General features: G+C 52.2%; 19 protein-coding genes. 8 read left to right on the top strand and 11 right to left on the bottom strand.

From position 1 onward, the window contains the following. Positions 1 to 87 precede the first annotated feature (87 nt). The 4 genes from F7P81_RS02980 (at position 88) to F7P81_RS02965 (ending at position 3,999) form a co-directional block, all read left to right on the top strand. Positions 88 to 972: an ABC transporter substrate-binding protein gene (locus tag F7P81_RS02980; RefSeq protein WP_075654301.1), complete on the top strand. Its 885-nt coding sequence runs from the start codon at positions 88 to 90 to the stop codon at positions 970 to 972. Beyond that, a complete protein-coding gene (locus F7P81_RS02975; RefSeq protein ID WP_151158515.1) occupies positions 969 to 1,889 on the top strand; it encodes an amino acid ABC transporter permease in 921 nt (306 codons plus the stop codon). The genes F7P81_RS02980 and F7P81_RS02975 overlap by 4 nt, the downstream gene beginning before the upstream one ends. Continuing rightward, positions 1,886 to 2,671, top strand: coding sequence for an amino acid ABC transporter ATP-binding protein (locus tag F7P81_RS02970; protein WP_374828050.1), 786 nt, complete (start codon positions 1,886 to 1,888; stop codon positions 2,669 to 2,671). The genes F7P81_RS02975 and F7P81_RS02970 overlap by 4 nt, the downstream gene beginning before the upstream one ends. Before the next feature lie 134 nt (positions 2,672 to 2,805). After that, complete coding sequence (locus F7P81_RS02965) at positions 2,806 to 3,999, top strand: M20 aminoacylase family protein (protein WP_151158514.1); 1,194 nt, start codon at positions 2,806 to 2,808, stop codon at positions 3,997 to 3,999. Between the two features lie 163 nt (positions 4,000 to 4,162). Here F7P81_RS02965 and F7P81_RS02960 read toward each other — a convergent pair whose 3' ends face one another. Both F7P81_RS02960 and F7P81_RS02955 read right to left on the bottom strand, forming a co-directional pair. Further along, complete coding sequence (locus tag F7P81_RS02960) at positions 4,163 to 4,753, bottom strand: 3'-5' exonuclease (protein WP_151158513.1); 591 nt, start codon at positions 4,751 to 4,753, stop codon at positions 4,163 to 4,165. Between the two features lie 89 nt (positions 4,754 to 4,842). Next, the gene (locus F7P81_RS02955) at positions 4,843 to 5,751 is read right to left on the bottom strand and encodes a LysR family transcriptional regulator (protein ID WP_151158512.1); all 909 of its coding nucleotides are present in this window, start codon (positions 5,749 to 5,751) and stop codon (positions 4,843 to 4,845) included. Between the two features lie 123 nt (positions 5,752 to 5,874). Here F7P81_RS02955 and F7P81_RS02950 point away from each other — a divergent pair, with 123 nt between their 5' ends. The 3 genes from F7P81_RS02950 (at position 5,875) to F7P81_RS02940 (ending at position 9,495) form a co-directional block, all read left to right on the top strand. Next, on the top strand, positions 5,875 to 7,077 hold the full coding sequence (locus tag F7P81_RS02950) for a M20 aminoacylase family protein (RefSeq protein ID WP_151158511.1): 1,203 nt from the start codon (positions 5,875 to 5,877) through the stop codon (positions 7,075 to 7,077). A gap of 27 nt (positions 7,078 to 7,104) precedes the next feature. Beyond that, complete coding sequence (locus F7P81_RS02945) at positions 7,105 to 8,415, top strand: MFS transporter (protein WP_151158510.1); 1,311 nt, start codon at positions 7,105 to 7,107, stop codon at positions 8,413 to 8,415. Positions 8,416 to 8,562: 147 nt separating this feature from the next. After that, a complete protein-coding gene (locus tag F7P81_RS02940; RefSeq protein ID WP_116086730.1) occupies positions 8,563 to 9,495 on the top strand; it encodes a glutaminase in 933 nt (310 codons plus the stop codon). Positions 9,496 to 9,540: 45 nt separating this feature from the next. Here the strand turns inward: F7P81_RS02940 and F7P81_RS02935 are convergent, their stop codons facing one another. From F7P81_RS02935 to F7P81_RS02915, 5 genes are all read right to left on the bottom strand, one after another. Continuing rightward, positions 9,541 to 12,114, bottom strand: coding sequence for a sel1 repeat family protein (locus F7P81_RS02935; protein ID WP_151158509.1), 2,574 nt, complete (start codon positions 12,112 to 12,114; stop codon positions 9,541 to 9,543). A gap of 275 nt (positions 12,115 to 12,389) precedes the next feature. Beyond that, positions 12,390 to 13,622: a Gfo/Idh/MocA family protein gene (locus F7P81_RS02930; RefSeq protein ID WP_151158508.1), complete on the bottom strand. Its 1,233-nt coding sequence runs from the start codon at positions 13,620 to 13,622 to the stop codon at positions 12,390 to 12,392. Between the two features lie 106 nt (positions 13,623 to 13,728). Then, complete coding sequence (locus tag F7P81_RS02925) at positions 13,729 to 14,910, bottom strand: ABC transporter substrate-binding protein (RefSeq protein ID WP_151158954.1); 1,182 nt, start codon at positions 14,908 to 14,910, stop codon at positions 13,729 to 13,731. 58 nt (positions 14,911 to 14,968) lie between these two features. Then, entirely contained in the window at positions 14,969 to 15,979 is a 1,011-nt protein-coding gene (locus F7P81_RS02920; RefSeq protein WP_151158507.1) for an N-acetylglucosamine-6-phosphate deacetylase, read from the bottom strand. Then, a complete protein-coding gene (locus tag F7P81_RS02915; protein ID WP_151158506.1) occupies positions 15,961 to 16,710 on the bottom strand; it encodes a glucosamine-6-phosphate deaminase in 750 nt (249 codons plus the stop codon). Before F7P81_RS02915 ends, F7P81_RS02920 begins: the two co-directional genes overlap by 19 nt. Before the next feature lie 213 nt (positions 16,711 to 16,923). Here F7P81_RS02915 and F7P81_RS02910 point away from each other — a divergent pair, with 213 nt between their 5' ends. After that, a complete protein-coding gene (locus F7P81_RS02910) occupies positions 16,924 to 18,111 on the top strand; it encodes an ROK family transcriptional regulator (protein WP_151158505.1) in 1,188 nt (395 codons plus the stop codon). 186 nt (positions 18,112 to 18,297) lie between these two features. On the opposite strand, the gene F7P81_RS02905 is transcribed toward F7P81_RS02910, so the two are convergent. The 4 genes from F7P81_RS02905 to F7P81_RS02890 are packed head-to-tail and all read right to left on the bottom strand — an operon-like array spanning position 18,298 to position 22,364. Continuing rightward, positions 18,298 to 19,137 (bottom strand): ABC transporter permease, encoded by an 840-nt coding sequence (locus F7P81_RS02905; RefSeq protein ID WP_022710252.1) that lies wholly within the window; start codon positions 19,135 to 19,137, stop codon positions 18,298 to 18,300. Position 19,138: 1 nt separating this feature from the next. Then, complete coding sequence (locus F7P81_RS02900) at positions 19,139 to 20,038, bottom strand: ABC transporter permease (protein WP_151158504.1); 900 nt, start codon at positions 20,036 to 20,038, stop codon at positions 19,139 to 19,141. A gap of 8 nt (positions 20,039 to 20,046) precedes the next feature. Next, on the bottom strand, positions 20,047 to 21,126 hold the full coding sequence (locus F7P81_RS02895) for an ABC transporter ATP-binding protein (protein WP_151158503.1): 1,080 nt from the start codon (positions 21,124 to 21,126) through the stop codon (positions 20,047 to 20,049). A 59-nt stretch (positions 21,127 to 21,185) separates the two neighbouring features. Next, entirely contained in the window at positions 21,186 to 22,364 is a 1,179-nt protein-coding gene (locus F7P81_RS02890) for an ABC transporter substrate-binding protein (protein ID WP_151158502.1), read from the bottom strand. Positions 22,365 to 22,436: the final 72 nt, after the last annotated feature.

The following is a 22,436-nucleotide window of genomic DNA, read 5'->3' as shown; positions in this document are numbered from 1 at the left end:
GATAAGATACGCGTAAAAACAAACAGACAGAGCATTTCCTGTCATGGAAGATAAGCTGGAAATGCTCTGAACTATTGGGAGAGTGAGATGAAAAAAACTATACTGGCAGCTGCTGTATTTGGCAGCGTTTTTGCACAACAGGCTTTGGCCGAGGATGTGAAAATTCCGGAACAGGCATTGAATGAGGCGCTGCGCGCCCGTCTGCCGGAAGACATCATCAAGGCCGGTGTTATTAATGATGTGAATTCCGGTTCCTTCCCTCCTTACCAGATCATCAATGGTAAGGACGTGAACGGCGCTGCGACGGACATGACCGATGCACTCGGTCAGCTGCTCGGTATCAAAATCACCCATTCGACAGTCAGCGGTCTGCCATCGGTTCTGAGCGGTATTTCTGCCGGACGTTACCAGCTTGGCTTTGGGCCGAACGGTGACTTCCCGTCCCGTCAGGGCGCCAATGATTTTGTCGACTGGGTGCGTGAATATGTGGTTTTCGCGGTGAAACACGGCAATCCGGAAGGCATCACATCGCTGGATACAGCCTGCGGTAAGCGCATTGCTGTAATGGCAGGCGGTTCGGCTGAAAAAGTGATCAAGGAGCAGAATGAGAAATGCACAGCAGACGGCAAGCCGATTGAAGTGCAGTCTTATAATGACCAGCCAAGCTCTATTCTGGCTGTGCGCTCAAACCGCGCCGATGCGTTCTTCTCATCACAGGCTCCTCTGACCTATTTTGTTCAGCAGTCCAATGGCCAGCTGGAACTGGCTGCAACCGGTCAGAAAAACGGCTTTGATGACCTGTATCAGGGCGCAGTTCTGCCAAAAGACTCGCCGCTGAGCGAAGTGTTCCGTGACGGTATCCAGATGCTGATCGACAACGGCACCTATGCCACGATCATGAAAAAATGGGGTCTGGAAAAGAACATGATTGACAAGGCCGGTATCAATCTCGCCGGAAAGACCGCGCAATGAGTGAGTTGCGTGGTTCAGGCGCAGCCGTGGGTGATGTCGAACGTTTCGACGTCGCCCGTGCGCGCGCACCCTTTCCGCTGAAACGTGTGATCCTGTGGGCTGTTGTTCTGGGTGTGGCACTCGATTTCGGTATTATTGTCGCCAATAATCCGAATTTCGGCTGGCCGGTCGTCGCCGCTTATTTCTTTGATTCAACCGTGATGGAAGGGCTGTATATCACCCTCAGCCTGACCGTTGTGGCGATGATTATCGGTGTCGCGCTTGGTCTCATTCTGGCAATTGCCCGTATGTCGCAGGACAGGCTGGCAAGCTCGCTGTCCAATCTGTTCATCTGGTTTTTCCGCGGTACGCCGCTGCTGGTGCAGTTGATCTTTTGGTACAATCTTTCAACATTGTTTCCGAAAATCTCGCTGGCTATCCCGTTCGGCCCGACACTTGTCAGCTGGAATACCAACGACCTCATCACACCGCTGACCGCTGCGATTGTTGGTCTGGCGCTGAATGAAGCGGCCTATATGGCGGAGATTATCCGTGGCGGCCTGTTGTCTGTTGATAAAGGACAGGGCGAAACCGCAGCCGCTTTTGGTATGACACGGGCACGCGCTTTGCGCCGTATCATTATCCCGCAGGCCATGCGTTCTATCGTGCCGCCGACAGGGAACCAGCTGATCAGTATGATTAAAGCGACATCACTCGTCAGTGTTATCGCCATGGCCGATCTGCTTTATTCCGTTCAGTCGATCTATAACCGCACATTCGAGGTTATCCCGATGCTGCTGGTGGCGGTTGTGTGGTATCTGCTGATTACATCCGTGCTGAATGTCGGACAGAGTGCAATTGAACGTCATTATAACCGTGGTGAACGCGGCGATGCGGTCAAAGACGAAGCACCGGTTCAGATACAGGAGAATGCATGATGGATAAGACCACCAATATGCAAAAACCTCTTGTTCATGCCCATAATGTGCACAAGGCCTTTCACGGTATTGAAGTGCTGCGCGGCATTGATCTGGAAGTGCGCTCCGGTGAGGTCGTGGTTATTCTCGGGCCTTCCGGTTCGGGCAAATCCACCTTCCTGCGTTGCATCAACAGGCTTGAAACCATCGACAAAGGTTCGATTTTTGTCGATGAGCAGCAGATCGGTTATAAATATAAAAACGACCGCCTGCTGCCATTGTCAGACCGTGCTATCGCCAAACAGCGTAGCCAGATCGGCATGGTGTTCCAGCAGTTCAATCTCTATCCGCATATGACTGTTTTGCAGAATGTGATTGAAGCTCCCGTCGGTGTTCATGGTCGCAGCAAAAGCGAAGCTGTTGAAACGGCCAAGGAATTGCTGGCGAAAGTCGGTATGTCCCACAAGATCAACGCCTATCCGCGCCAGCTTTCCGGCGGGCAGCAACAGCGTGTAGCGATTGCTCGTGCACTGGCCGTAAAGCCGAAACTCATCCTGTTTGATGAGCCGACTTCCGCACTTGATCCGGAACTGGTGGGTGAGGTGCTGACAACCATGCGCAGCCTCGCCGATCAGGGGCAGACGATGATCGTGGTCACCCACGAAATCGGTTTTGCCCGTGAAGCCGCAGACCGTGTGATCTTCATGGACGGTGGCAAGGTGGTTGAAGAGGGCACACCGGAAGAGGTGATCGAAAATCCTCAGCATCCGCGTACCCGCAGCTTCCTCAGCCGTTTTATCTGATAAAAAACAACACGCCGGAGACAAAACCGGCGTGTTTTGTATATATGATACAGTAGTTTGAGTCTCTGACCGCAATGCAGCATGCCTGCCGATAAATATTACAGGAGATCCCGTTATGAGGACGGGAGCAGACCATGACACAGTCCGATAATTTCGCCCGTATCGCCGATCTTGAACCACGCCGCAGCGCATTGGAAGAAATCCGCCATCATCTCCATGCCAATCCTGAATTGTCTTTCGAAGAAGAAAAGACCGCAGCCTATGTCGCTGAAAAGCTGGAAGGCTGGGGCTATGACGTTACCCGCAATGTCGGCGGTCATGGCGTTGTCGGTTGCCTGACAGTTGGTACCGGCGGTCGCAGCGTTGCGATCCGTGCCGATATGGATGCGCTGCCAATTCTGGAGAAAACCGGCCTGCCTTATGCAAGTACAGTGGCCGGTAAAATGCATGCCTGCGGTCATGACGGCCATACAACCATGCTGCTTGGCGCGGCTGAACATCTGGCACGGACAAAGAATTTCAACGGCACTGTGACACTGGTGTTCCAGCCTGCTGAAGAAGCCGGTGAAATCAGCGGCGCGCAGGCAATGATCGCAGATGGTCTGTTCGAGCGTTTCCCGTGCGATGCGATTTTTGGCCTGCACAATCATCCGGGTGCGCCGGAAGGCACTATTCTCACCCGTTCCGGCCCGATGATGGCAGCGGCTGACACAGCCTATATCAAAGTTATCGGCAAAGGCGGCCACGCCTCCCGCCCGCATCTGACCGTTGATCCGGTGATGGTTGCCTGCAGTCTGGTGATGGCTCTGCAAACTGTGGTTGCCCGCAATGTTGATCCGACTGAAACAGCGGTGATCACTGTCGGCACAATTCACGGCGGCGAAGCATCCAATGTTATTCCTGATGATGTTGATCTGGCTGTGAGCATCCGCTCTTTCTCACCGGTTGTACGTGAGCTGCTGCAAAAGCGCGTTTGTGAACTGACTGAGCAGCATGTGGCAGCCTATGGCGCAACAGCTGAGATCAAATATGAACTGGGTTATCCGGTGGTGGTCAATTCCGATGCGGAAACCGCTTTTGCGACGGAAGTTGCGCGTGAGCTGATCGGTGATGCCAAGGTTTCAACCTGTCCGTTGATCCCGGGCAGCGAGGATTTCTCTTATTTCCTCCAGCACAAGCCGGGCAGTTTCTTGCGTCTTGGCAATGGCATGGATTCAGCCGTGCTGCATAATCCGAAATATAACTTCAATGATGCAAATCTGCCGGTTGGTTCTGCCCTCTGGGCACGACTGGCTGAACGTTATCTGGCTGCCGGTGGTAATAGCTAAAGCATGTCTCCCAAAAGTGGGCACCGGTTTTGGGATAAAGACATGCGTTAAAACAAAGAAATAGAGCGAGTGCAGTGGATCAGATTACATGCAGCACGCTCTTGTGAAACGCATCTGAGAGATAAAAAGGTGGTTCGCCACCTTTTTATCTGCACTCCTATCATTATTTTTTGCGGCTGGTGCAGGCCTCATATCCGTTGGCAAAGAGACGACCGGCTCGCATACCGATTATGCGCGGCATGTCCGCCAATGTGGCAGCCCCCACAGAATGTGCCATAGCGATTGTTGCCTGAGCACAGATCGCAGCATCTTCCGCAGCATTATGATGATGAAAGCTCAGGCCAAGATAATCAGCCAGAATATTCAGCTTGTGTGACGGCAATTGCGGCCAGACTTTTTGTGCCATTTTGACGGAACACAGATAATGCAGTTCAGGATAGCTCTGCTGATACTGATCCAGCGAAGCGCGCCAGACACTGAAATCAAAAGCTGCATTATGGGCAATCATTGTGGCTCCCATAAAGTCATCAGCGAATTCATCCATCACTTCCGGAAATTCTCCAGCATCTTCCACATGCTCCGGACGGATACCGTGGATGGCAATGTTGAAAGAGGAAAAGCGCATAGTTTTCGGCCGGATAAAGCGCTCTACAACACGCACGACCTGACCATCTTCAATCCATGCCAGACCGACAGAACAGGCGCTGCTGCGTTGTTCATTGGCAGTTTCAAAATCAATTGCAATGGTTTTCAAGGGATGCTCCGGCACTGTCTGTATGTGTTGTTACTGGAGAATAATGCGCGCATGGTCAAGAACCGGAGCTGCTGATGGCGGTAAAGCCGTCAAATCGCACTCCATTCCTCCATTCTCTCGCGAATGAGATTACGCAGAATGGGGAACATTGGCGGCTGGGAACGACCGGACAGGCGAATGATGGCGAATTGCGACGTGTCTGAAACCGGACGCACAGGAACTTCCACCAATTGTCCTGATGTTATCAGCTCATGTGCCGGTGCGATAACGCCGTAATAAATGGTTTGACTGCTCAATGTAGTCTGAAGCAACCCGTCAATCGCGTCGGAGTGGAAAGTTACGCTCTCATCCGGATGGGCTTCCGGTCCGTAGATCGCGACCATATTGCGTATCTGCTCCGGTGCGAGGATGGTGGTTGCCAATGGCCATGGCCGCAGATCAGAAAACTTGACCTGTTGATTTTGCAGCAAGGGATGCCCCTGACTGACCAGAAAACCTGTGCGCAATGCGGGCAGCATTTCAATATGCAGGTCTGCGGTTATCGTCACACCTCTGATCTCGACGACCAGCATGTCCAGCGTTCTCTCCCGCAATGCCTGCACCTGCAACGGAATGGAACCGCGCATCAGCAGAATATGCAAAGACGGATTGGTGGTGGAAAACCGGCTCAGAAGCGGCGCTGTGAGCAGGGCGCTTGGTGTTGATCCAAGCCCGATCCTGATTCTTCCCGCACTGCCTTCATGCTGCTGTTTGACCACACGATAAAGCTCTTCTGTCTCGAATAATACGCGGCGTGCATGGTCGAGCACCACATCGCCAAAAGCCGTGACTTCACAGCGCTTGCCGATTCTATCAACCAGCTTCATCCCCAGCTCGGCTTCCAGTTGCGCAATGCTGCGCGACAGTGCCGGTTGGGTGAGATGCGCATGTTCCGCTGCCCGTGTGAAAGAGCCTTTCTCAGCAAGCGCAATAAAATGTCGTAATTGCTGAATGTTCATGAAACTTTCCTAAACTGGTATGCCTATTATGCATGATTATCAAATTTACTATGCATTGGACAAATGAAAATGCACCTCGTAGCTAACATCGGTAATGGTTTTTAAGTCTAGGAGGGTGGAGTCATGAAAAACATCAGAACGCTGATTGAGCGCGATGTTGAGGAGTTTGTTGCGCTGAGGCGTGATCTGCACCAGCACCCTGAACTGGCATTTAACGAAATCAGAACCGGTGGCATTGTCGCTGATTTGCTGGAAAAATGGGGCTATAAGGTTGAGCGCAATATCGGCACAACCGGTATTGTCGGCCAGTTGCGCAGCGGAGACGGCTCAGCGGCCATTGGTCTGCGTGCGGATATGGATGCGCTGCCGATTTTGGAAGCAACCGGTCTGCCTTATGCCAGCGTCAATAGTGGTGTGATGCATGCCTGCGGACATGACGGTCACACAACAATGTTGCTCGCTGCTGCAAAAGCGCTGGCCGAGCGCCGCAATTTCAACGGCACTGTTAATCTGATCTTCCAGCCTGCTGAAGAATATGGCCGCCCTGATAGCGGTGCAGCCCGTATGGTTGCTGACGGCTTGTTTGAAAAATTCCCGTGCGATGCCGTTTTTGGCATCCACAATATGCCGGGATCGCCGCAAGGCCAGTTGCAATTTTATGATGGTGCAATGATGGCATCGTCCGACAGTGTTTCCATCAAGATCACCGGTCGTGGCGGTCATGGTGCGCAGCCGCACACAACGGCCGATCCGATTGTTGCTACTGCTGCTATCGTCGTGGCCTTGCAGACTGTAGTTGCCCGCAATATTAATCCGCTGGATGCCGCTGTCGTTACCGTCGGTGTTATGCAGGCAGGTATGGCGAATAATGTCATCCCTGAGGCTGCCCAGATCGAACTGACAGTGCGCTGTTTCAAACCGGAAGTCCGCGATCTGCTTGAAGACCGTATTCGTGATCTGGTCGCCACGCAGGCACAGAGTTTCGGCGTCAAAGCCGATATTGATTATGTTCGCGGCTATCCTGCCTTGCAGAATTCCACTGAAGAAACTGAGTTTGCACGTGAGGTCGGTCAGCGCTTTGCCGCTGAAGGTAATTTTGTTGCCCAGACCACGCCGATGACCGGCAGTGAAGATTTCGCATTCATGCTCGAAAAGCGCCCCGGTTCTTATGTTTTTCTCGGGAACGGCGATCAGCCAGGCCCTGTGAGCCGTGCGCTGCATAATGACGGCTTCGATTTTAATGATGCGAATATCGTTGAGGGAGCCGCTTATTGGGTAGCCTTGACGGAGGAATTCCTGAACGGCACCAGAGGCCGTAAAGACTAAAACTATTATATCTGTTGGAGGATAACCATGAGCGCTTCTGTTATGCACGCGCCGAATACGGCTTCGGACGATCTGTCCGGCCAGTCTGAAAAACCACCGGTCAAGGCAATTGCCGCGGCCGTTGCCGGTAACGCCCTCGAATTTTACGATTTCATCGTCTATTCGTTTTTCGCGGTTTATATCGGGCAGACATTTTTCCCGCTGGGCAGTGAAACAGCAAGCCTTCTGGCCTCGGTTGCGGTTTTTGGTGTGGGCTTTTTCACCCGTCCGCTTGGCGGCGTTCTGATTGGTGCTTTCGCGGATAAAGCAGGGCGTCGTGCTGCAATGATCCTGACCGTGACGCTGATTACCGTCGGTACATTGGGTCTTGCCGCAACACCAAGCTATGAAACCATTGGTATTGCCGCGCCGATTATCGTTCTGCTGTGCCGCCTGTTGCAGGGGCTGGCACTGGGCGGTGAAGTCGGGCCGGCATCTGCTATGCTTATCGAAGCTGCACCGCGTGACAAGCGCGGCCTTTATGCCAGCTGGCAGATTGCCAGTCAGGGTATCGCCGTTGTTGCCGGTGGTCTGATGGGCGTGCTGGTGTCATGGTATCTGCCGCATGAAGATCTGGTGTCATGGGGCTGGCGTATTCCGTTCCTCGTCTCGCTGGCACTTATTCCGATCGCGCTTTATATCCGCCGCGCTTTGCCGGAAACTCTGGAAAAGCCGAGCGATAAAACCGGCACGCAGATTGTGACTTCGGTTTTCTCCGATCACACCCGTTTTCTGGTGCTGGGTATTCTGGTGATGATTTCGACCACCGTGTCGACACAGGTAGGCAACTACATGACCACCTATGCCATTCAGACCCTGAAACTGCCGGCAACACTGGCGCAGGCCGGTACAGTGCTTGGCGGTACGATGACTTTCATTTTCGCCCTCGTTGCCGGTTATCTTGCTGATAAATACGGCCGTAAAGGTGTGATGATCTGGCCGCGTATCGTGTTGATGATTGTTATTATCCCGCTGTTTTTCTGGCTGTCGGAATCCAAAGATGCGACAGTGCTGCTGATTGTAACCGCTGCGATTACACTGCTCACCTCGATGACAGGCGCTGCAAGCCTTGTGGCAATCCCTGAGATGATGCCGATTGCTCTGCGTGCCACCGGTGTTTCCCTGATCTATGCGATCGGTGCGACATTGTTTGGCGGCACCACACAGTTTATCATCACATGGCTGATCGGCATTTTTGGTGCTGTGGCACCGGCTTATTATGTGGTTGCAACCAGTGTGATTTCGCTTGTGGCGATGTTTATGATGCCGGAAACCCGTAATTTTGACGTTAAACGTTAAAAGATCGCGCATTTGAGAATGGACAGAATGGCTGGCATTGTTTAGCCATTCTGGCTCACAAGCAGGCGGTGATGCGGTGTAAACCGGTCACCGCTGCTTTTATGACTGTTGGTTACGCAATAGCGGTATCTCAAAGGTGTAAAATAGTTGAAACAGCGTTTGCGCGCCGTACTCGATGAAATCGAGGCTGAAATCAAAGATACCGGTATCCGTGGCAAAGTCGCTGATTATATTCCGCCTCTTGCACAGGTTGATCCCGCGAAATTCGGCATATCCATTATGCTTCATGACGGCACATTGATTTCTGCCGGTGACGCTCAGGAAAAATTCTCTATCCAAAGTATTTCCAAAGTGTTTGCTCTGGCGCTGGCTCTGGGCAAAAGAGGGGATGGCATTTGGCAGCGTGTCGGCCGCGAGCCTTCGGGCGATCCTTTTAACTCCAGTGTCTTGCTTGAGCTGGAAAAAGGACTGCCGCGCAACCCGTTCATCAATGCCGGTGCCATTGTTATCTCGGACATTTTGCTGAGTTCGCATCAGCCGCGTGAAACGATCGGCGAGATTGTACGTTTTGTGCAATCCATCGCTGAAGACGACGATATTTATATTGATGAAGTGGTGGCAAAAGCAGAAGACCGCACCGGCTTCAATAATGCGGCGCTGGCCAATTTATTGAAAGCTAATAAAAATCTCGACAATCTGCCGCCTCATGTACTGGGCGTGTATCACCACCAATGTGCTTTGGCGATGTCCTGTGAGCAACTGGCGCGGGCAGGGCTGTTTCTTTCTGCATCCGGCCGCAATCCTGTCAGTAATCATCGTATTGTCAGTGTGGAACGGGCCTTGCGTATCAATGCGCTGATGATGACCTGTGGTCACTATGACGGCTCCGGCGATTTTGCATTTCGTGTCGGCGTGCCAGCCAAAAGCGGTGTCGGTGGCGGTATACTCGCTATCGTTCCCGGTATTTCATCCATTGCTGTGTGGTCACCGGGCTTGAACCAGCACGGCAACTCGCTGCTTGGCACACGGGCTTTGGAAATCCTGTGCCGCCGCATGGGCTGGTCTGTGTTCGGGAGCTGAAGCGACATTCTCTGTGAGATTTGCATCGGGCAAAAACGAAAAACCTTACTCCTGAAGGGGACTGACACAGAAGCTTCGTTTTGAAACCGGATTGCGCCAGCATTTTGTTGCATCGACATGGCGAAGTCCGGCTGTTGTTACCTCGTTGAGTAACCACGTACCATCTCTTTGATAGACGACGCTGCGGTCACCGTCGGGCCATACATAGACTTCGAGCCTGATCTGACGGCGTTCTTCTTTGAGTTGCCCGTCAGCTTGGTAGAATGAAAATTCACGGCATATCTTGTCGGAATAGACAGACCCACGGTCATCCTCAACGCGGCACTGCACGCGGTTATGGGAATATAGTCCCTTGCTCCAGTCGGTCAGCAATTTCCGGTTTGCCTGACAAGCCTGCTCAATATTGTCCATGCAGCCCATGTCATAGGCTCTGGAAGCTTCTGATATCATGTCACCTGAATTTTGCAGATCGTCAGGTGTTACAGAGGCTGCGCTGTCGGGGTTATCATGCGCCTCCAGCAACATATTTCCGTATTTGAGGCAGGCCTCGCCATCTGTCGTCTTCATGTAAGGATGAAAACATCCGTTCCGATAGGCTATAGCGGCTTTTTGTAAATCTGCTTCTATACCAAGTCCTGAGGCATAGATATTTCCGGCCAGTTTGCATGCATAGGGAGACAGCCCCAGATCGGCAGAATTGCAGGCAAATTCCGACCATTGCAGTGCACTGGCATAGCGGGTCTTCTGACTTAGTGCGAATTTGGCTGCATCATAGCAAATACGCACATCCGCAAGTCTTTCGTTGGCGTGAGTAACCTGATATCCGCACGTCTTGGTGTAGACATCCATCGCGGCGTTAACTTCACCGGCAGAGCTCAAACTATCTGCTAAGGAAAGGCAGGTACTGGCGGGGTTGTCATCAAAGCGACAACCGGTACGCAGCACGGATAACAGAGTGACGCTTTTGTTTTCCTCAGGTGACTGATTTGTCTCCGGATTATTTTGCGCTTTTGTAGCGATAAGCGATGCTAATGTCTGACAGCCATTGATATTTTCATTATTACACGCATTCGCCAGCATTGTTTCAATATTGTGTACCTGATCCGTGCTTTCCAGAGAAGCATAGGCGGATACCGCAGCGCTGCACGCCTGCGGACCGTTGGACGTTTTGTCTGTCATGCATGTCATAACAAGCGTGTCGTAGAGTGTGCGCTGGGCAGGTTTTGCCGTTTCGAGATTTGGATCAAGCGCAACACCAAGATTGTCACAAATGCTGTCCTTGTCAGACTGTCCGGCGCACAACTTGATTGCTCTGGCAGCTGCCGCATTCCGGTCTTCAGCAGACCAGTGATCAGTTAGTTTGGATTGTACCGCACAGGCTGCCGGATCACCCGCGATACAGCCGCGTTCAAGCAAACCTTTTGCTTTTGCAATTCTTGTATCCGTGAGTGGCGGCGTTTTGTTTGCCTGCAGAAAATCCCGATATTTATAATAAGCGGGTTTACAGTGCACAATATTGGGTTGTTTCGGGCCGGGCGTACAAATTTCTTCGGTCAATGATCCGAGTGAATAATTCTCGTCGGCTGTTGCAGATGTATATTCACTACGGGCTTGCACAACATATCCGAAGGCATCAGGAACTTCTTCACAAGCCCATGCAATACCGGATCTGCATGCTGTGAGTTTCGCGGTAAAATTCGATGCGGCCTCTGCAAGCGTAGGCTTTGTATAAGTTGCGGTGCCGCGGGCAAGCAGAATGCAGCTCACAGCCTGACGTGCGTCGCAGCCCGGCTTGGCAAGTTCAGGCAGTACAAGATCTTCAGCATTGCCGGTGCCGCCCTCGACCGCGCGAAACTGCGCATTCTCCAATGTATTGTCTGTGCGGTTGATCGCCAGCTGACAGCCGCGTATGTCTCCGCCCATACAGCCCATCAGAGCGTAATGTGTAACCTTTGCGGGTAAAGTGCCGTCCGGATCTTCTATATTGTAGATCGCTTCAGCATAGCTGCTGCAGGCTTCGTTCAATCCCAGATCGCAGGCTTTCTTAAGATTAGCTGCATCTCCTGTCTGCTCCATCAAGTTGCGGGCAGCAGCAAGACGGTCGGAGACAGAGGCAAAGCGATCATTCTCTCCCTCTGAAAATTCCTTTTCATTTTTTACTAATGCTTCAATGAATTCGGTGCCTGTTGAGCATTCGCTGTTTTCGGGAAGATCACTGGCGCGCCCCAAAATATTCCCGCTTGCCCGAATATTCAGCAGGCCAAGTGAAAGCGCATATTGACCGTCAGCCAATCGGTAAGCGGCCATGGACGGGCGATATTCTTTCAGAGGGACGGCTTGCTTGTTCAAAGCTGTTAGCGTGTCTGTTTTAACCGCGATCAGATGGCAGGTATTGGGAGGAGCCTGAAAACTGTGACCGCTGTCAGAACGCTTGGTGAAATCGCAAAAATGACTGATTTTTTCTACAGGCACAAAACCTGTTGCACGTTGCAGGCCTGTTCCGGTTGCATAGTCGATTGCAAAATAGGGTAGATTATCTGCCCCGAAAGTGACGTCCTTTATCCGAACCTCTTCGCCCGATTTCAACATATGGGCAGGGGATTTTCCCGGAGCAGCCATCACGGGTGTGGCTTCACATATGTGTCTGGTACTCAGTTCCTGATAGGGAGGTAAATTTTGGGATAGAGCAGAATGAGTGACTGTGAAAACCGACAGTAGCAGCACCGATAAGCGCGCAGCTTCTTTTTTGATCCGGCTTATACTGATCACTCTGCAAATCATCATGCTTCCTCCGCAATAATTCCGACAATACAATGCCGGAATACATGCTTCATGTAACATAGATAATTATGATCTGAATATATTATCCTCGCGCGATCAAGCACATGCGGAGTTCACAACTCAATAACCTGTTTGCTCACTCTGGCCTGTTCTGCAGTCAGCGCCATCAGATGACTTGTGACTGATTTTTGAGCGGCGGTTCTGATTTCATGTCCATAAGGAGCACGTAGCGCAGTGGCGAAATCTTCCATCAATCGCAGATCGCCGCCCATATGATCACCGGCAAGTGTTTCAATCTGAATTGTGATATCCGGCCGGTCATCAAAGAATTTAATCACCAGCCAGCCGTCTTCAAAGCAACCGGTCAGTTCTCCCTCGCTGCCTCCGATATGGATGTGGCGTTCGGTGCGCTTGTTGAAGGCATGAACTTCAAAACTGGCGGTAATATTATTGGTAAATTCAATGCCGACAATCTGCCGGTCAACCACTGTATTGTCGCTGTGATAAACGCAGCGGCCATAAGGCCCGTTACGGATCGCCTTTGTGCGTGCTTCAATGCTGGTATCAACGGAAATCATCGATACCGGCCAGCCGGTATGGTCTCCCAGATAAATCCGGCGTGCGGAATAGGGGCATGTCATTTCCACCAGACAGCCGTCGAGACAACGCTCAGTAGCGCCTTGTGGAGCATTTTTAGGTGTAAATTGTTTCAGGCTGCCGAAACTGGAAATACGTAACGGCGTTTCATCCGTCAGCCAGTGCAGAATATCCATATCATGGCTGCATTTCGCCAAAATCAGCGGACTGCCGTTTTCTAAGCGCCGGAAATTGCCGCGCACATAACTGTGCGAGTGATGGTAATAGCCGATATTTTCGGAAGCACGAATACTTTGCACAGTCCCGAAAGTCCGGTTCTCAATCAGCTCTTTGATTTTGGCAAAGAACGGTGTGTAGCGTAGCACATGACAGATCATCAAAAAGCGCTGGTTGCGTTCCGAGGCTTCCGCCATGCGCTGACAGGCTTCAACTGTGGAAGCCATCGGCTTTTCCAGCAGCACGTTGAATTTTCGATCAAGAGCGGCAACGGCAACAGCTTCATGATCCTTGTCGAGATTGGCCACGACAACAGCATCAATATTTTTGAGCGTATTGAGCATGGTGATGCTGTCTGAAAAGCAGTTCTCCGGTGCAATGCCATGCTTGTTGGCAAATGCAGCAACCGCATCAGGTCTGATATCGCAGACAGCGGCAAATTTCATAAGATGCGGGTTTTTCAGGGCAATATCGCCATAGGCATTGCCGCGATAACCGGCACCGATAAGAGCAATCTGCGGGATCTGTGTCATAATGCTATCCGCTGTAACGGGAAAAAATGCGGAGCTTTAGAGCGCTGTATATCGAATAGACACACAAGGCTGCAGGCTCCGCAGTCTGGGGGTGAAGGTGTAATGGTTATGATTTGCGTGCGCCGACCAGCTCATCCCACTTTCGGAAAGCCTGCACCATTTTTTCCGGTTTCAGCGGCAGCTCAATCGGATTATTGGCAATCAGGTCATCATATTCAGGACGTCCGAATTGCTTGATAATATCCTGACTATGCTGCGGGGCCATGGATAGCGGTACATTTTTCACTGCAGGGCCCGGATAGAGCGAGCCTTCATTATAGGCAAAGGCCTGTGCTTCCGGTGTGAGCAGGAACGCCATGATATCCAGCGTCACCGCCAGAACATCCTCTTTCACGCCTTTCGGAATGCACATGAAGAAGGCATCGGAAACCCAGTGGAAGCCTTTCAGTGTGGAGATTTTGGCTGTTTCCGGCACAATGCCGACTGCGCGCGGATTAATGTCCCAGCCGGTGGTGGTCACGATAATATCGCGTGAACCTTCGCCGAATTCTTTCATCGTTGCGCCGGTACCCGCCGGATAATAATCAATATAATCGCCGAGTTCCGCGAGATAGTTCCATGTCTTCTCCCAGCCGTTGATCGGATCGGTCGGGTCTTTATCACCGAGAATATAAGGCAGCCCCATCATGAAGGTGCGGGCAGGGCCTGAATTTGTCGGACGGGCATAGAGGAAACGTCCCGGATTTTCTTTTGCCCAGGCCAGCAGTTCTTCAGCGCTTTCCGGTGCTTTTGCCACACGCTCCGGTGCATATTCGAGCAGGGGCCCCGAAGGGTAATAGGTGACAACCACACCGTAACCGGCACCCTGAATTTTATGCAGGTTCAGGGCTGCAGGCTCGTAATTGGCCTCAATATCAGGGAAAGTTTCGTTAAATTCCGGCAGGATTTGCATCCATGTATCTTCTACCAGACCGGCTGCCAGTCCGTCACTGCCGGTCAGCACAAGATCAATATCAACGCGGTTACTCTTTTGCTGCACTTTGAGTTTACCGGCGAGCTCCGTCACCGGTGCTTTCAGGAACACAATACGGGAAACCTTATCCGGATTGCGCTCGGCATAAAGCTCAAGGGCAGGCTGTACGAGCGACAAAGCCCCGCCGACATCCATCAGCTTCACTTCGACCGGCTTGGCCGGCAGCGGCATTTTGCGGGCAAAACTTAAGCCGCTGCCGGCCAGAAATGCGGTGGCGGATGCACCTGTAATCAGCACGCGCCGGTTCATTCTCAGATCATTGATTTTCATCCTGTTCCCTTTTTTATTTTTATAGGTTGAGCGGTTTTGATGCTTATGCGTCATGCTCCGGAAAGGTTGCTTTCCGTATAAACAGATCAGATGTCCATTCGATGAAACTCACAGGATGTTTTACGCCGCGAGCAGCGAGGACAGGTGCCAGAAGTGCCTCAACATTAGCGGATGCCATGCGCACTGCTTCTTCAAAAGAGGCAATGCCCCATGCCACAAGATTGCGTACAGCCTGATCGAGACACAGCGTTGAACCGGCGAGACCGGCACCATTCGGATTTTTGACCATGCCATTGTCATGGCGCTCAATCCGCATATCCGCGAAATGATAAAAGCCTGTCTCAGCCGCTGCTGCGGAAACCGCATCGGTTACCAAAACGGAACGCGAAATCCCCTTCGCCCGTATCATGACTTTGAGCGCTTGCGGCGGAATATGAAATCCGTCGGCAATGAAGCAGGCGGTAAGGCGGTCTTCTGCCAGCTGGGCAAACAGCGGATTATCCAGCTTTGGCATATGCTGCGGCAGGCCATTGCCGAGATGGGTGGAAAGGCTGGCTCCGGCCGAGGCTGCATGAGCTGCAGTCTCAAAGTTACAATCAGAATGGCCGATGGCCGTGAGAATATTGCGAGCCTTCATTGCTGTAATAAACGCTTCAGAACCGGACAGCTCCGGTGCCAATGTCACCAGCAGGATCGGCGTGGTGATCCGCGCCTGCAAATCATCAATCAGGCTGGCATATGGTGGTGTCATAACGCCAGCCGGATGGCATCCGGCAAAACCCTGTTGCGGGTTGAGAAACGGCCCTTCAATATGCAGGCCTAAGCACATCAGGCCGCCAAGTATGCTATGCTGAATGGCATTATCCAGCACTTGAATACGCTGCAGCAACACATCCGGTGCAGCGGTGATCAGCGTCGGCAAACAGGCTGTGACACCTGTCGCGAGCATAGCTTCTAATGCATGGTCGAGTTCAGATGCGGTAAGCTTGCCGGAGTTGAAATCAACACCGGCAAAGCCGTTGACCTGAAGATCAGTTAAGCCTTTGGTGCGCATGACAAAAGCGACGCTGATTGTGTGTCGAGCAAAGCCACAGTGTTGTTGTGGTTCTGCAAAATGGATGCCGGGTGAAGCGGCGTTACTGATCCTTCAAGGGCATTTTTAACAGCCTGCGCCTTGCGTTGATCCGGCACGGATAGAATGATCAGGGATGATTTCATAATCTGTTTAATGCTCATGGAGATAGCCTGAGCAGGCACATCTTCCAGCGTGGCAAACCAGCCTTCACCCATTTGCTGGCGGCGGCAGGCTTCATCCAGATCAACAATAATATAAGGTTTGTCGGTATCGAAATCGGCCGGCGGGTCATTAAAAGCCAGATGGCAATTTTCCCCGATACCTGCAAAGCAAACATCAATGGTCTCATCGACAATCAGCTTGCTGAGCCTGCCGGCTTCTGCTTCCGGATTATCTTCGGCATTGATTTCGTGGAGTGTGACTTTACCGCCGAGCGGTTTAACAAAGCGCTCAATCAGATAGCGGCGGAAGCTTGCCGGATGGCTCTTTTTCATGCCGACATATTCATCCAGATGAAAAGCGGTGACTTTGGACCAGTCAATATCCGGTTCGCGGATCAGTACTTCCAGCATTTCAAACTGGCTGGCACCGGTAGCAACAATAATTGAGGCTTTCCCCTTGTTGCGCAGAGCCGATCTGATGGCTTCCGCACCACGTTTTGCTGCAGCCTCTCCCAATTGTTGTTTCGTGTCGAAAACACGTATTTCCACGCCACTCTCCCCGTTTTAAAAGACAAAGCATCAGCATTCCCGCGCATGACGCAGGCTGCAAAGCTCTGATTGTTAAGGCTGACCGGTCGGGTCGCTTTTTTAAGCTGACAATGACCTCTGCCTCCTCCCAACTAAAAGAATACACCTTCATTTTAGGCTTGCAAGTTATTTTTGAATAATATTATTCAAAATAATAATATGGGATGAGTTGCTATGCAGAATTTTCAGAATCTCCGCTTTTCCGATGCGCATGAACGTGATTGTGCCCGTGTTGTCAGCAGTCTGCTGGAGGCGGACGGGCAGTCCCGCGCCAGCCTTGCGGCTACGCTTGATCTGACGTCGATGACTACTTCCCGCATTATTGCGGATTTGCTGGATAATGGTTTTGTAACGGAAGACGTGGCGGAAAGGCGCGGACGCGGGCGCCCCGGAACACTTGTACGGTTGAACGCACAGCGGATCGGTTTCACTGTTATTAAAATGACCAGCTATGTGGTGGAAGGCGCTTTGCTGGACTTGCAGAGGAATATTATTACCTCGCAGACCAAGCGTTTGAATGATGATGCGGATAATCAGCAGATGACGGTTTTTCTGCAGCAAATGATACAGACATTGCGGGCTTCACAACCGGATATGATGGTGCATGTCGGCACGACAATTCTCGTGGCGGGTATTGTCGATGTTAAAAAAAGGGTTTGGCTGATTACATCCCGCTGGCCGCAGGTGCGGGACTTTAATCTCGCTGAAGCCTTGAACCCTGTTACGCCGCTTGTCTGTTTGTTCCGTCAGCTGGATATTGAGCTGGATGTGCATTTCAAAGCAGAGACTGCGCCGGTCAATACCGCCGCATTGTTGCATTGGGGCTGGGGGATCGGGCTTGCTTATTGTTCCCGCGATGTCGCCAGCATTGCCCATCAGGGGCCTTTTGGTGAGATCGGCCATTGGCGATTCGATACATTACAGGATCGCCCCTGCGGTTGCGGAAACCGAGGTTGTCTGGAAACAGCCGTTGCCCTGCCGGTCTTGTTGCAGCAATTGGGGCTGGATGAGCTGACATGTTTGGGCCAAGAGCAGGATATCGGCGGATATTTGCAGGATGCATCACTTGCAGATCATGCTGATATGCAGCTGGCAACCCGTCTTGTGGCGCGGGCACTGGGCAATATGTGCCGCATTTTGTTTCCTGACAGAGTCTATCTGACAGGGCCGTTTACTTCTAATCAGGCTGTTTTTACTCAGTTATGCAGTCAGTTTCAGGCAGAAGGGCTGGTTGGTGCTTTAAAACTGCCTGATGTGATTATGGTGCAAACCGAAAATCAGGACATTTTGCACAGCGCTATTCGTCCGTTGATTGAGAGCGCTCTCGGAAACTTACCCGCCATTGCAGCGGGAGAATTATAGCGTATCCCGAAAAGTGTGAAGCGCCTTCGCGGGGAAATCAGTCCACCGGACTGATTTCTAAATCCCGCTTCGATCAGATAAGATACGCGTTGAAACAAAGATTTAGAGCGATTTTACCGATTTAATTTTAACGGGAACCGCTCTAAACCCGCCGTCAGATCATATGCTCTGACGGCGGGTGTATTTTTAATTGTTAGACTGTTTGGCGCGGGCGACAATCTGTGTCGGATTAACAAAGCGCAGTGCCAGCAGCAGCCATACCAGAGTTGTAATCATATAGATCACTGCCATGGCATCAATAGACTGGACTGAGCGTACACCCGAGGCAAAAACGGAATAGTAGAGCGCCACAACAAGGGTCTGACTGGTTGGTCCTGCGGTGAGGAATGTTAGCTCAAACATGGCAACTGTGCGGACAAGCACCAGCAGCAATGCAGCCAGAATGCCGGGCAGCAGCATAGGCATCAGCACATAGCGAAACAGCTGGAATTTATTCGCACCAAAGACATGGGCAGCTGCTTCCACTTTCGGGTCAATCTGCTCGATAAACGGGATCATCACCAGAATAACAAAGGGAACGGTCGGCACCAAATTGGCCAGTACAACGCCCCAGAATGTCCCCCCGACACCCGCCTGATAGAGCACAGTGGCCAACGGAATACCGAAGGTGATCGGTGGCACCAGCAATGGCAGCAAAAACAACAGCATCACCAGATTGCGACCGGGGAAATTGCGGCGCGCCATGGCATAGGCTGCTGTAACGCCGAGCAGACCGGATAGAGCCACAACTGTGAAGACGATCTGGAAGGTGACAATCAGCACATCACCGAGCTGGAACTCCCGCCAAGCGGTGAAGTACCAGCGCGTCGTCAGTGCCTGCGGCAGCCATGTGCCGAGCCATCGCGTTGAAAAAGACGAGAGCACGACTGTTGCAATCATTGCCAGCAGGTTGATGACAAAAAAGGCAACAATGACCCATACGGCGGTGATCCATAATTTGGATCCGATAGAGGTATCTCTGATCATATTAGCCTTTACCTCCGCTGGTCGCGCCGCGATAAAACAGACTGCGTATGCCAAGGACTGCCGCAACAATCGCCAACTGCACAGTGGCCATAATCATGGCAACGGCGGATGCCATTGAATAATCATATTGCTCAAAGGCTGCCTGATAGGCGGCAATGGAAATGACGCGTGTCGGCCCTGCCGGAGCGCCAAGCAATACGGCGGACGGGAAGACTGCGAAAGCCAGCACAAAAGACAGGCAGAAGGTAATTGCCAGTCCCGGCATCAGCAGCGGCAGAAGGACGTGGCGGAAGCGCTGCCAGCTTTTAGCACCATGGGTTGCTGCAGCCTGTTCCAGTGCCGGATCAATACCGGTGACATAAGACAAAGTGAGCAAAAAGGTGAAAGGAAAGCCGGTAATAATCAAGGAAGCAAAGACGCCCCAGTAATTATTGGTCAGCTTTAACGGGCTGTCGACAAGGCCGATAAACATCAGCGTGCGGCTGAACCAGCCCTGAGGCCCAAGGTAATTGAGCAAACCTTCGGCCACCAGCACCGTGCCTAATGTGACCGGCAGAACAAGAATGGTGGTGAGCAGGCGTTGACGGCGCATCAACCGGACACGGAATGCCACCGGCACAGCAATCAGCAGGCTGATCAGCGTGACAGGAATGGCCAGCCACAAAGTCGTTCCGATGGTTTTATACAAAAACGGATCGGAGAAGAATTTGATATAATTGGCTAGCATACCTTCCCCCTCTTGCGGGGTGAAGGAGAGCAGCAAGCCATAGATGAACGGATAGATAAAGACCCCCAGCAGGAAGATGACCGCAGGCAGAACCAGCATGGTTGTGCCGTCGATCCCTTTGACAGCGAGCCTTTGTCGCAGTGACAGTTTTTCAAGATCGGAAGAGGTGTTCATGTGTCACCTCACGCCGGAAACACAAGGGCACGGGCAGGGTCGATAGCCAGCGCGATAGCGCTGCCGGGTGCTGCATTCGCTGAAGCGTGAAACACCAGCTCATGTGCATTATCGGTACTGGCAGTGCCGACAAAATCGCGGCCGCGATATTCAATTGTCTCAACTTTAGCCAGAATATTTGATTGGATGGTTGATGCATTTGCAGCTGTGGTGCTCACATCATCCGGTCGCACTGCAAGAACAGCATTTTGCCCGACGGCCAGCGGCACCCGTGCGGTACCGGAAACATGGGCATTGCCGATATCGAGTGTCACCTTGCCGTTCTGTTCGGCGATGATTTTACCGGAAAGTCGGTTGCGGTAGCCCATGAATTCGGCCACATCCAGATGATCCGGATGTTCATAAAGCTCGACCGGTGAACCGACCTGACGGATTTCACCATCGCGAAGCACCACAATCCTGTCGGCCAGCGACAGCGCTTCATCCTGATCGTGGGTCACATAAATCGTTGTTGCACCAAGCTGATTATGAATGCGGCGAATTTCAGCGCGCATTTCCAGACGCAGCTTGGCATCAAGATTGGACAATGGTTCGTCCATCAGAACCAGAGGCGGTTCAATCACGATGGCGCGGGCAATGGCAACACGCTGCTGCTGGCCGCCCGATAGCTGCCCCGGTAATTTGTCCTCCTGACCATGCAGGCGCACCATGGCAATGGCGGCTTCCACACGACTGTTCATTTCCGCTTTGGGGGTGCCGCGCATTTTCAGACCGAAACCGACATTCTGGCGTACAGTCATATGCGGAAACAGCGCATAATTCTGAAACACCATGCCGAAACCGCGATCTTCCGGCTTCAGAGTGTCGATACGGGTTTTATCAATAAAAATACCACCACCCGTTGTCGCGAGCAGTCCGGCGATACAGTTCAATGCTGTGGATTTTCCGCAGCCGGACGGGCCGAGCAGGGCAATAAATTCGCCTTTCCTGATCGAAAGGGAGATGCCTTTTAATGCCTGATGAGCTCCGAAAGACCGGCTGAGCTTTTCAAGCCGGATTTCCTCAAAGGGTAGTGACGCAAGTTGCATGAAATACCTCATTGCCGGATGTCACCTGACAGGCAGATGACATCCGTCGTTTACCGGTTTTATTTTGGCTGGCTGGCGACTTCTTCGTCCCAGCGGCGGAACGCGACGACCATGGCATCCGGATCAAGCGGCAGCTCCACCGGATTATTGGCGATCCAGTCGGCATATTCTGCGCGGCCATATTCCGCGATGGCATCCTGACTGGATTGCGGCGCCATGGAGAGCGGCACATCTTTGACCGCAGGACCCGGATAGAAATAGCCTTCATCATAGGTATAGGCTTGCTGCTCAGGGGTGAGCAGGAAGCTCATCAGATCGAGCAGAACAGCGAGTTTTTCATCGCTGACACCCTTCGGCACGCTCATGAACTGCGCATCGGCAACCCAATGGAAGCCATCCAGTTTGGCAACGGCTGCTTCTTTCGGCACCACGCCAAGCACGCGCGGATTGATGTCCCAGCCGGTTGTGGTCACAGTCATATGACGGGTGCCTTCGCCGAGCTCTTTCATCAGAGCGCCGGTGCCGGTCGGGTAATATTCAACATATTTATGCAGCTCTTTCAGATAAGCCCATGTCTTATCCCAGCCTTTGACCGGATCGCGCGGGTCTGTATCGCCGAGCAGATATGGCAGTCCCATCAGAAATGTGCGGCCGGGGCCGGAATTGGCCGGACGGGCATAGGCAAATTTATTCGGATTTTCTTTTGCCCATGCGAGCAATTCTTCCGCATTGGCAGGTACTTTTTTCACATGCTCAGGCATATATTCGAGCAGCGGGCCCGACGGATAATAGACGACTGCAACGCCGTGATCTTTGGCAAAGGCCTGCATGCGCCATGCCGGTTCCAGATAAATGGATTGCAGGTCAGGTAAGGCTGCGGTGTGGTCAGGAAACAGCTTGACCCACAGGTCCATTTCCAGTCCGGCAGCCAGCGCATCCGCGCCGGTCAAAACCAGATCAATATCGAGGCGCTTGGCGGCCTGCTGCGCTTTCAGCTTGCCCGGAAGTTCGGGTGCCGGTGCTTTGGTGAAAGTAATTTTTGAAACCAGTTCCGGTTTAGCTGCAGCATAATTTTCAATTGCTTTCTGGGTCAGCGCCAGATTGCCGGCGACGTCAACAATGTTGATTGCGACCGGCGATGTCGGCAGTGCCAGTTTGCTCTGTGCCCAGAGCTTTGTTGCCGGAAGTGTAGCAAGAGCTGCCAGACCACCCAATGTCTGTCTGCGTGTGAAATGCATGACTGTTCCTCCCCGTTGTTTTTTATTGGTAGTGCGGCCTGCCTCCTCAGAAAGGCCGCTCTTTTATTTTAA

Origin of the sequence: Pseudochrobactrum saccharolyticum (assembly GCF_008801715.1) — a bacterium.
In the GTDB taxonomy this organism is placed as follows: domain Bacteria; phylum Pseudomonadota; class Alphaproteobacteria; order Rhizobiales; family Rhizobiaceae; genus Pseudochrobactrum; species Pseudochrobactrum saccharolyticum.
Note: the sequence above shows the minus strand (reverse complement) of the source record. Positions and strands in the feature narration are given on the sequence as shown.

Excerpts from the sequence above, each read along its gene's own strand:
- F7P81_RS02980 (WP_075654301.1), top strand. The coding sequence starts at position 88 with ATGAAAAAAACTATACTGGCAGCTGCTGTATTTGGCAGCGTTTTTGCA.
- F7P81_RS02975 (WP_151158515.1), top strand. The coding sequence starts at position 969 with ATGAGTGAGTTGCGTGGTTCAGGCGCAGCCGTGGGTGATGTCGAACGT.
- F7P81_RS02970 (WP_374828050.1), top strand. The coding sequence starts at position 1,886 with ATGATGGATAAGACCACCAATATGCAAAAACCTCTTGTTCATGCCCAT.
- F7P81_RS02965 (WP_151158514.1), top strand. The coding sequence starts at position 2,806 with ATGACACAGTCCGATAATTTCGCCCGTATCGCCGATCTTGAACCACGC.
- F7P81_RS02955 (WP_151158512.1), bottom strand. The coding sequence starts at position 5,751 with ATGAACATTCAGCAATTACGACATTTTATTGCGCTTGCTGAGAAAGGC.
- F7P81_RS02950 (WP_151158511.1), top strand. The coding sequence starts at position 5,875 with ATGAAAAACATCAGAACGCTGATTGAGCGCGATGTTGAGGAGTTTGTT.
- F7P81_RS02945 (WP_151158510.1), top strand. The coding sequence starts at position 7,105 with ATGAGCGCTTCTGTTATGCACGCGCCGAATACGGCTTCGGACGATCTG.
- F7P81_RS02935 (WP_151158509.1), bottom strand. The coding sequence starts at position 12,114 with ATGGCTGCTCCGGGAAAATCCCCTGCCCATATGTTGAAATCGGGCGAA.
- F7P81_RS02930 (WP_151158508.1), bottom strand. The coding sequence starts at position 13,622 with ATGACACAGATCCCGCAGATTGCTCTTATCGGTGCCGGTTATCGCGGC.
- F7P81_RS02920 (WP_151158507.1), bottom strand. The coding sequence starts at position 15,979 with ATGCGCACCAAAGGCTTAACTGATCTTCAGGTCAACGGCTTTGCCGGT.
- F7P81_RS02910 (WP_151158505.1), top strand. The coding sequence starts at position 16,924 with ATGCAGAATTTTCAGAATCTCCGCTTTTCCGATGCGCATGAACGTGAT.
- F7P81_RS02905 (WP_022710252.1), bottom strand. The coding sequence starts at position 19,137 with ATGATCAGAGATACCTCTATCGGATCCAAATTATGGATCACCGCCGTA.
- F7P81_RS02900 (WP_151158504.1), bottom strand. The coding sequence starts at position 20,038 with ATGAACACCTCTTCCGATCTTGAAAAACTGTCACTGCGACAAAGGCTC.
- F7P81_RS02895 (WP_151158503.1), bottom strand. The coding sequence starts at position 21,126 with ATGCAACTTGCGTCACTACCCTTTGAGGAAATCCGGCTTGAAAAGCTC.
- F7P81_RS02890 (WP_151158502.1), bottom strand. The coding sequence starts at position 22,364 with ATGCATTTCACACGCAGACAGACATTGGGTGGTCTGGCAGCTCTTGCT.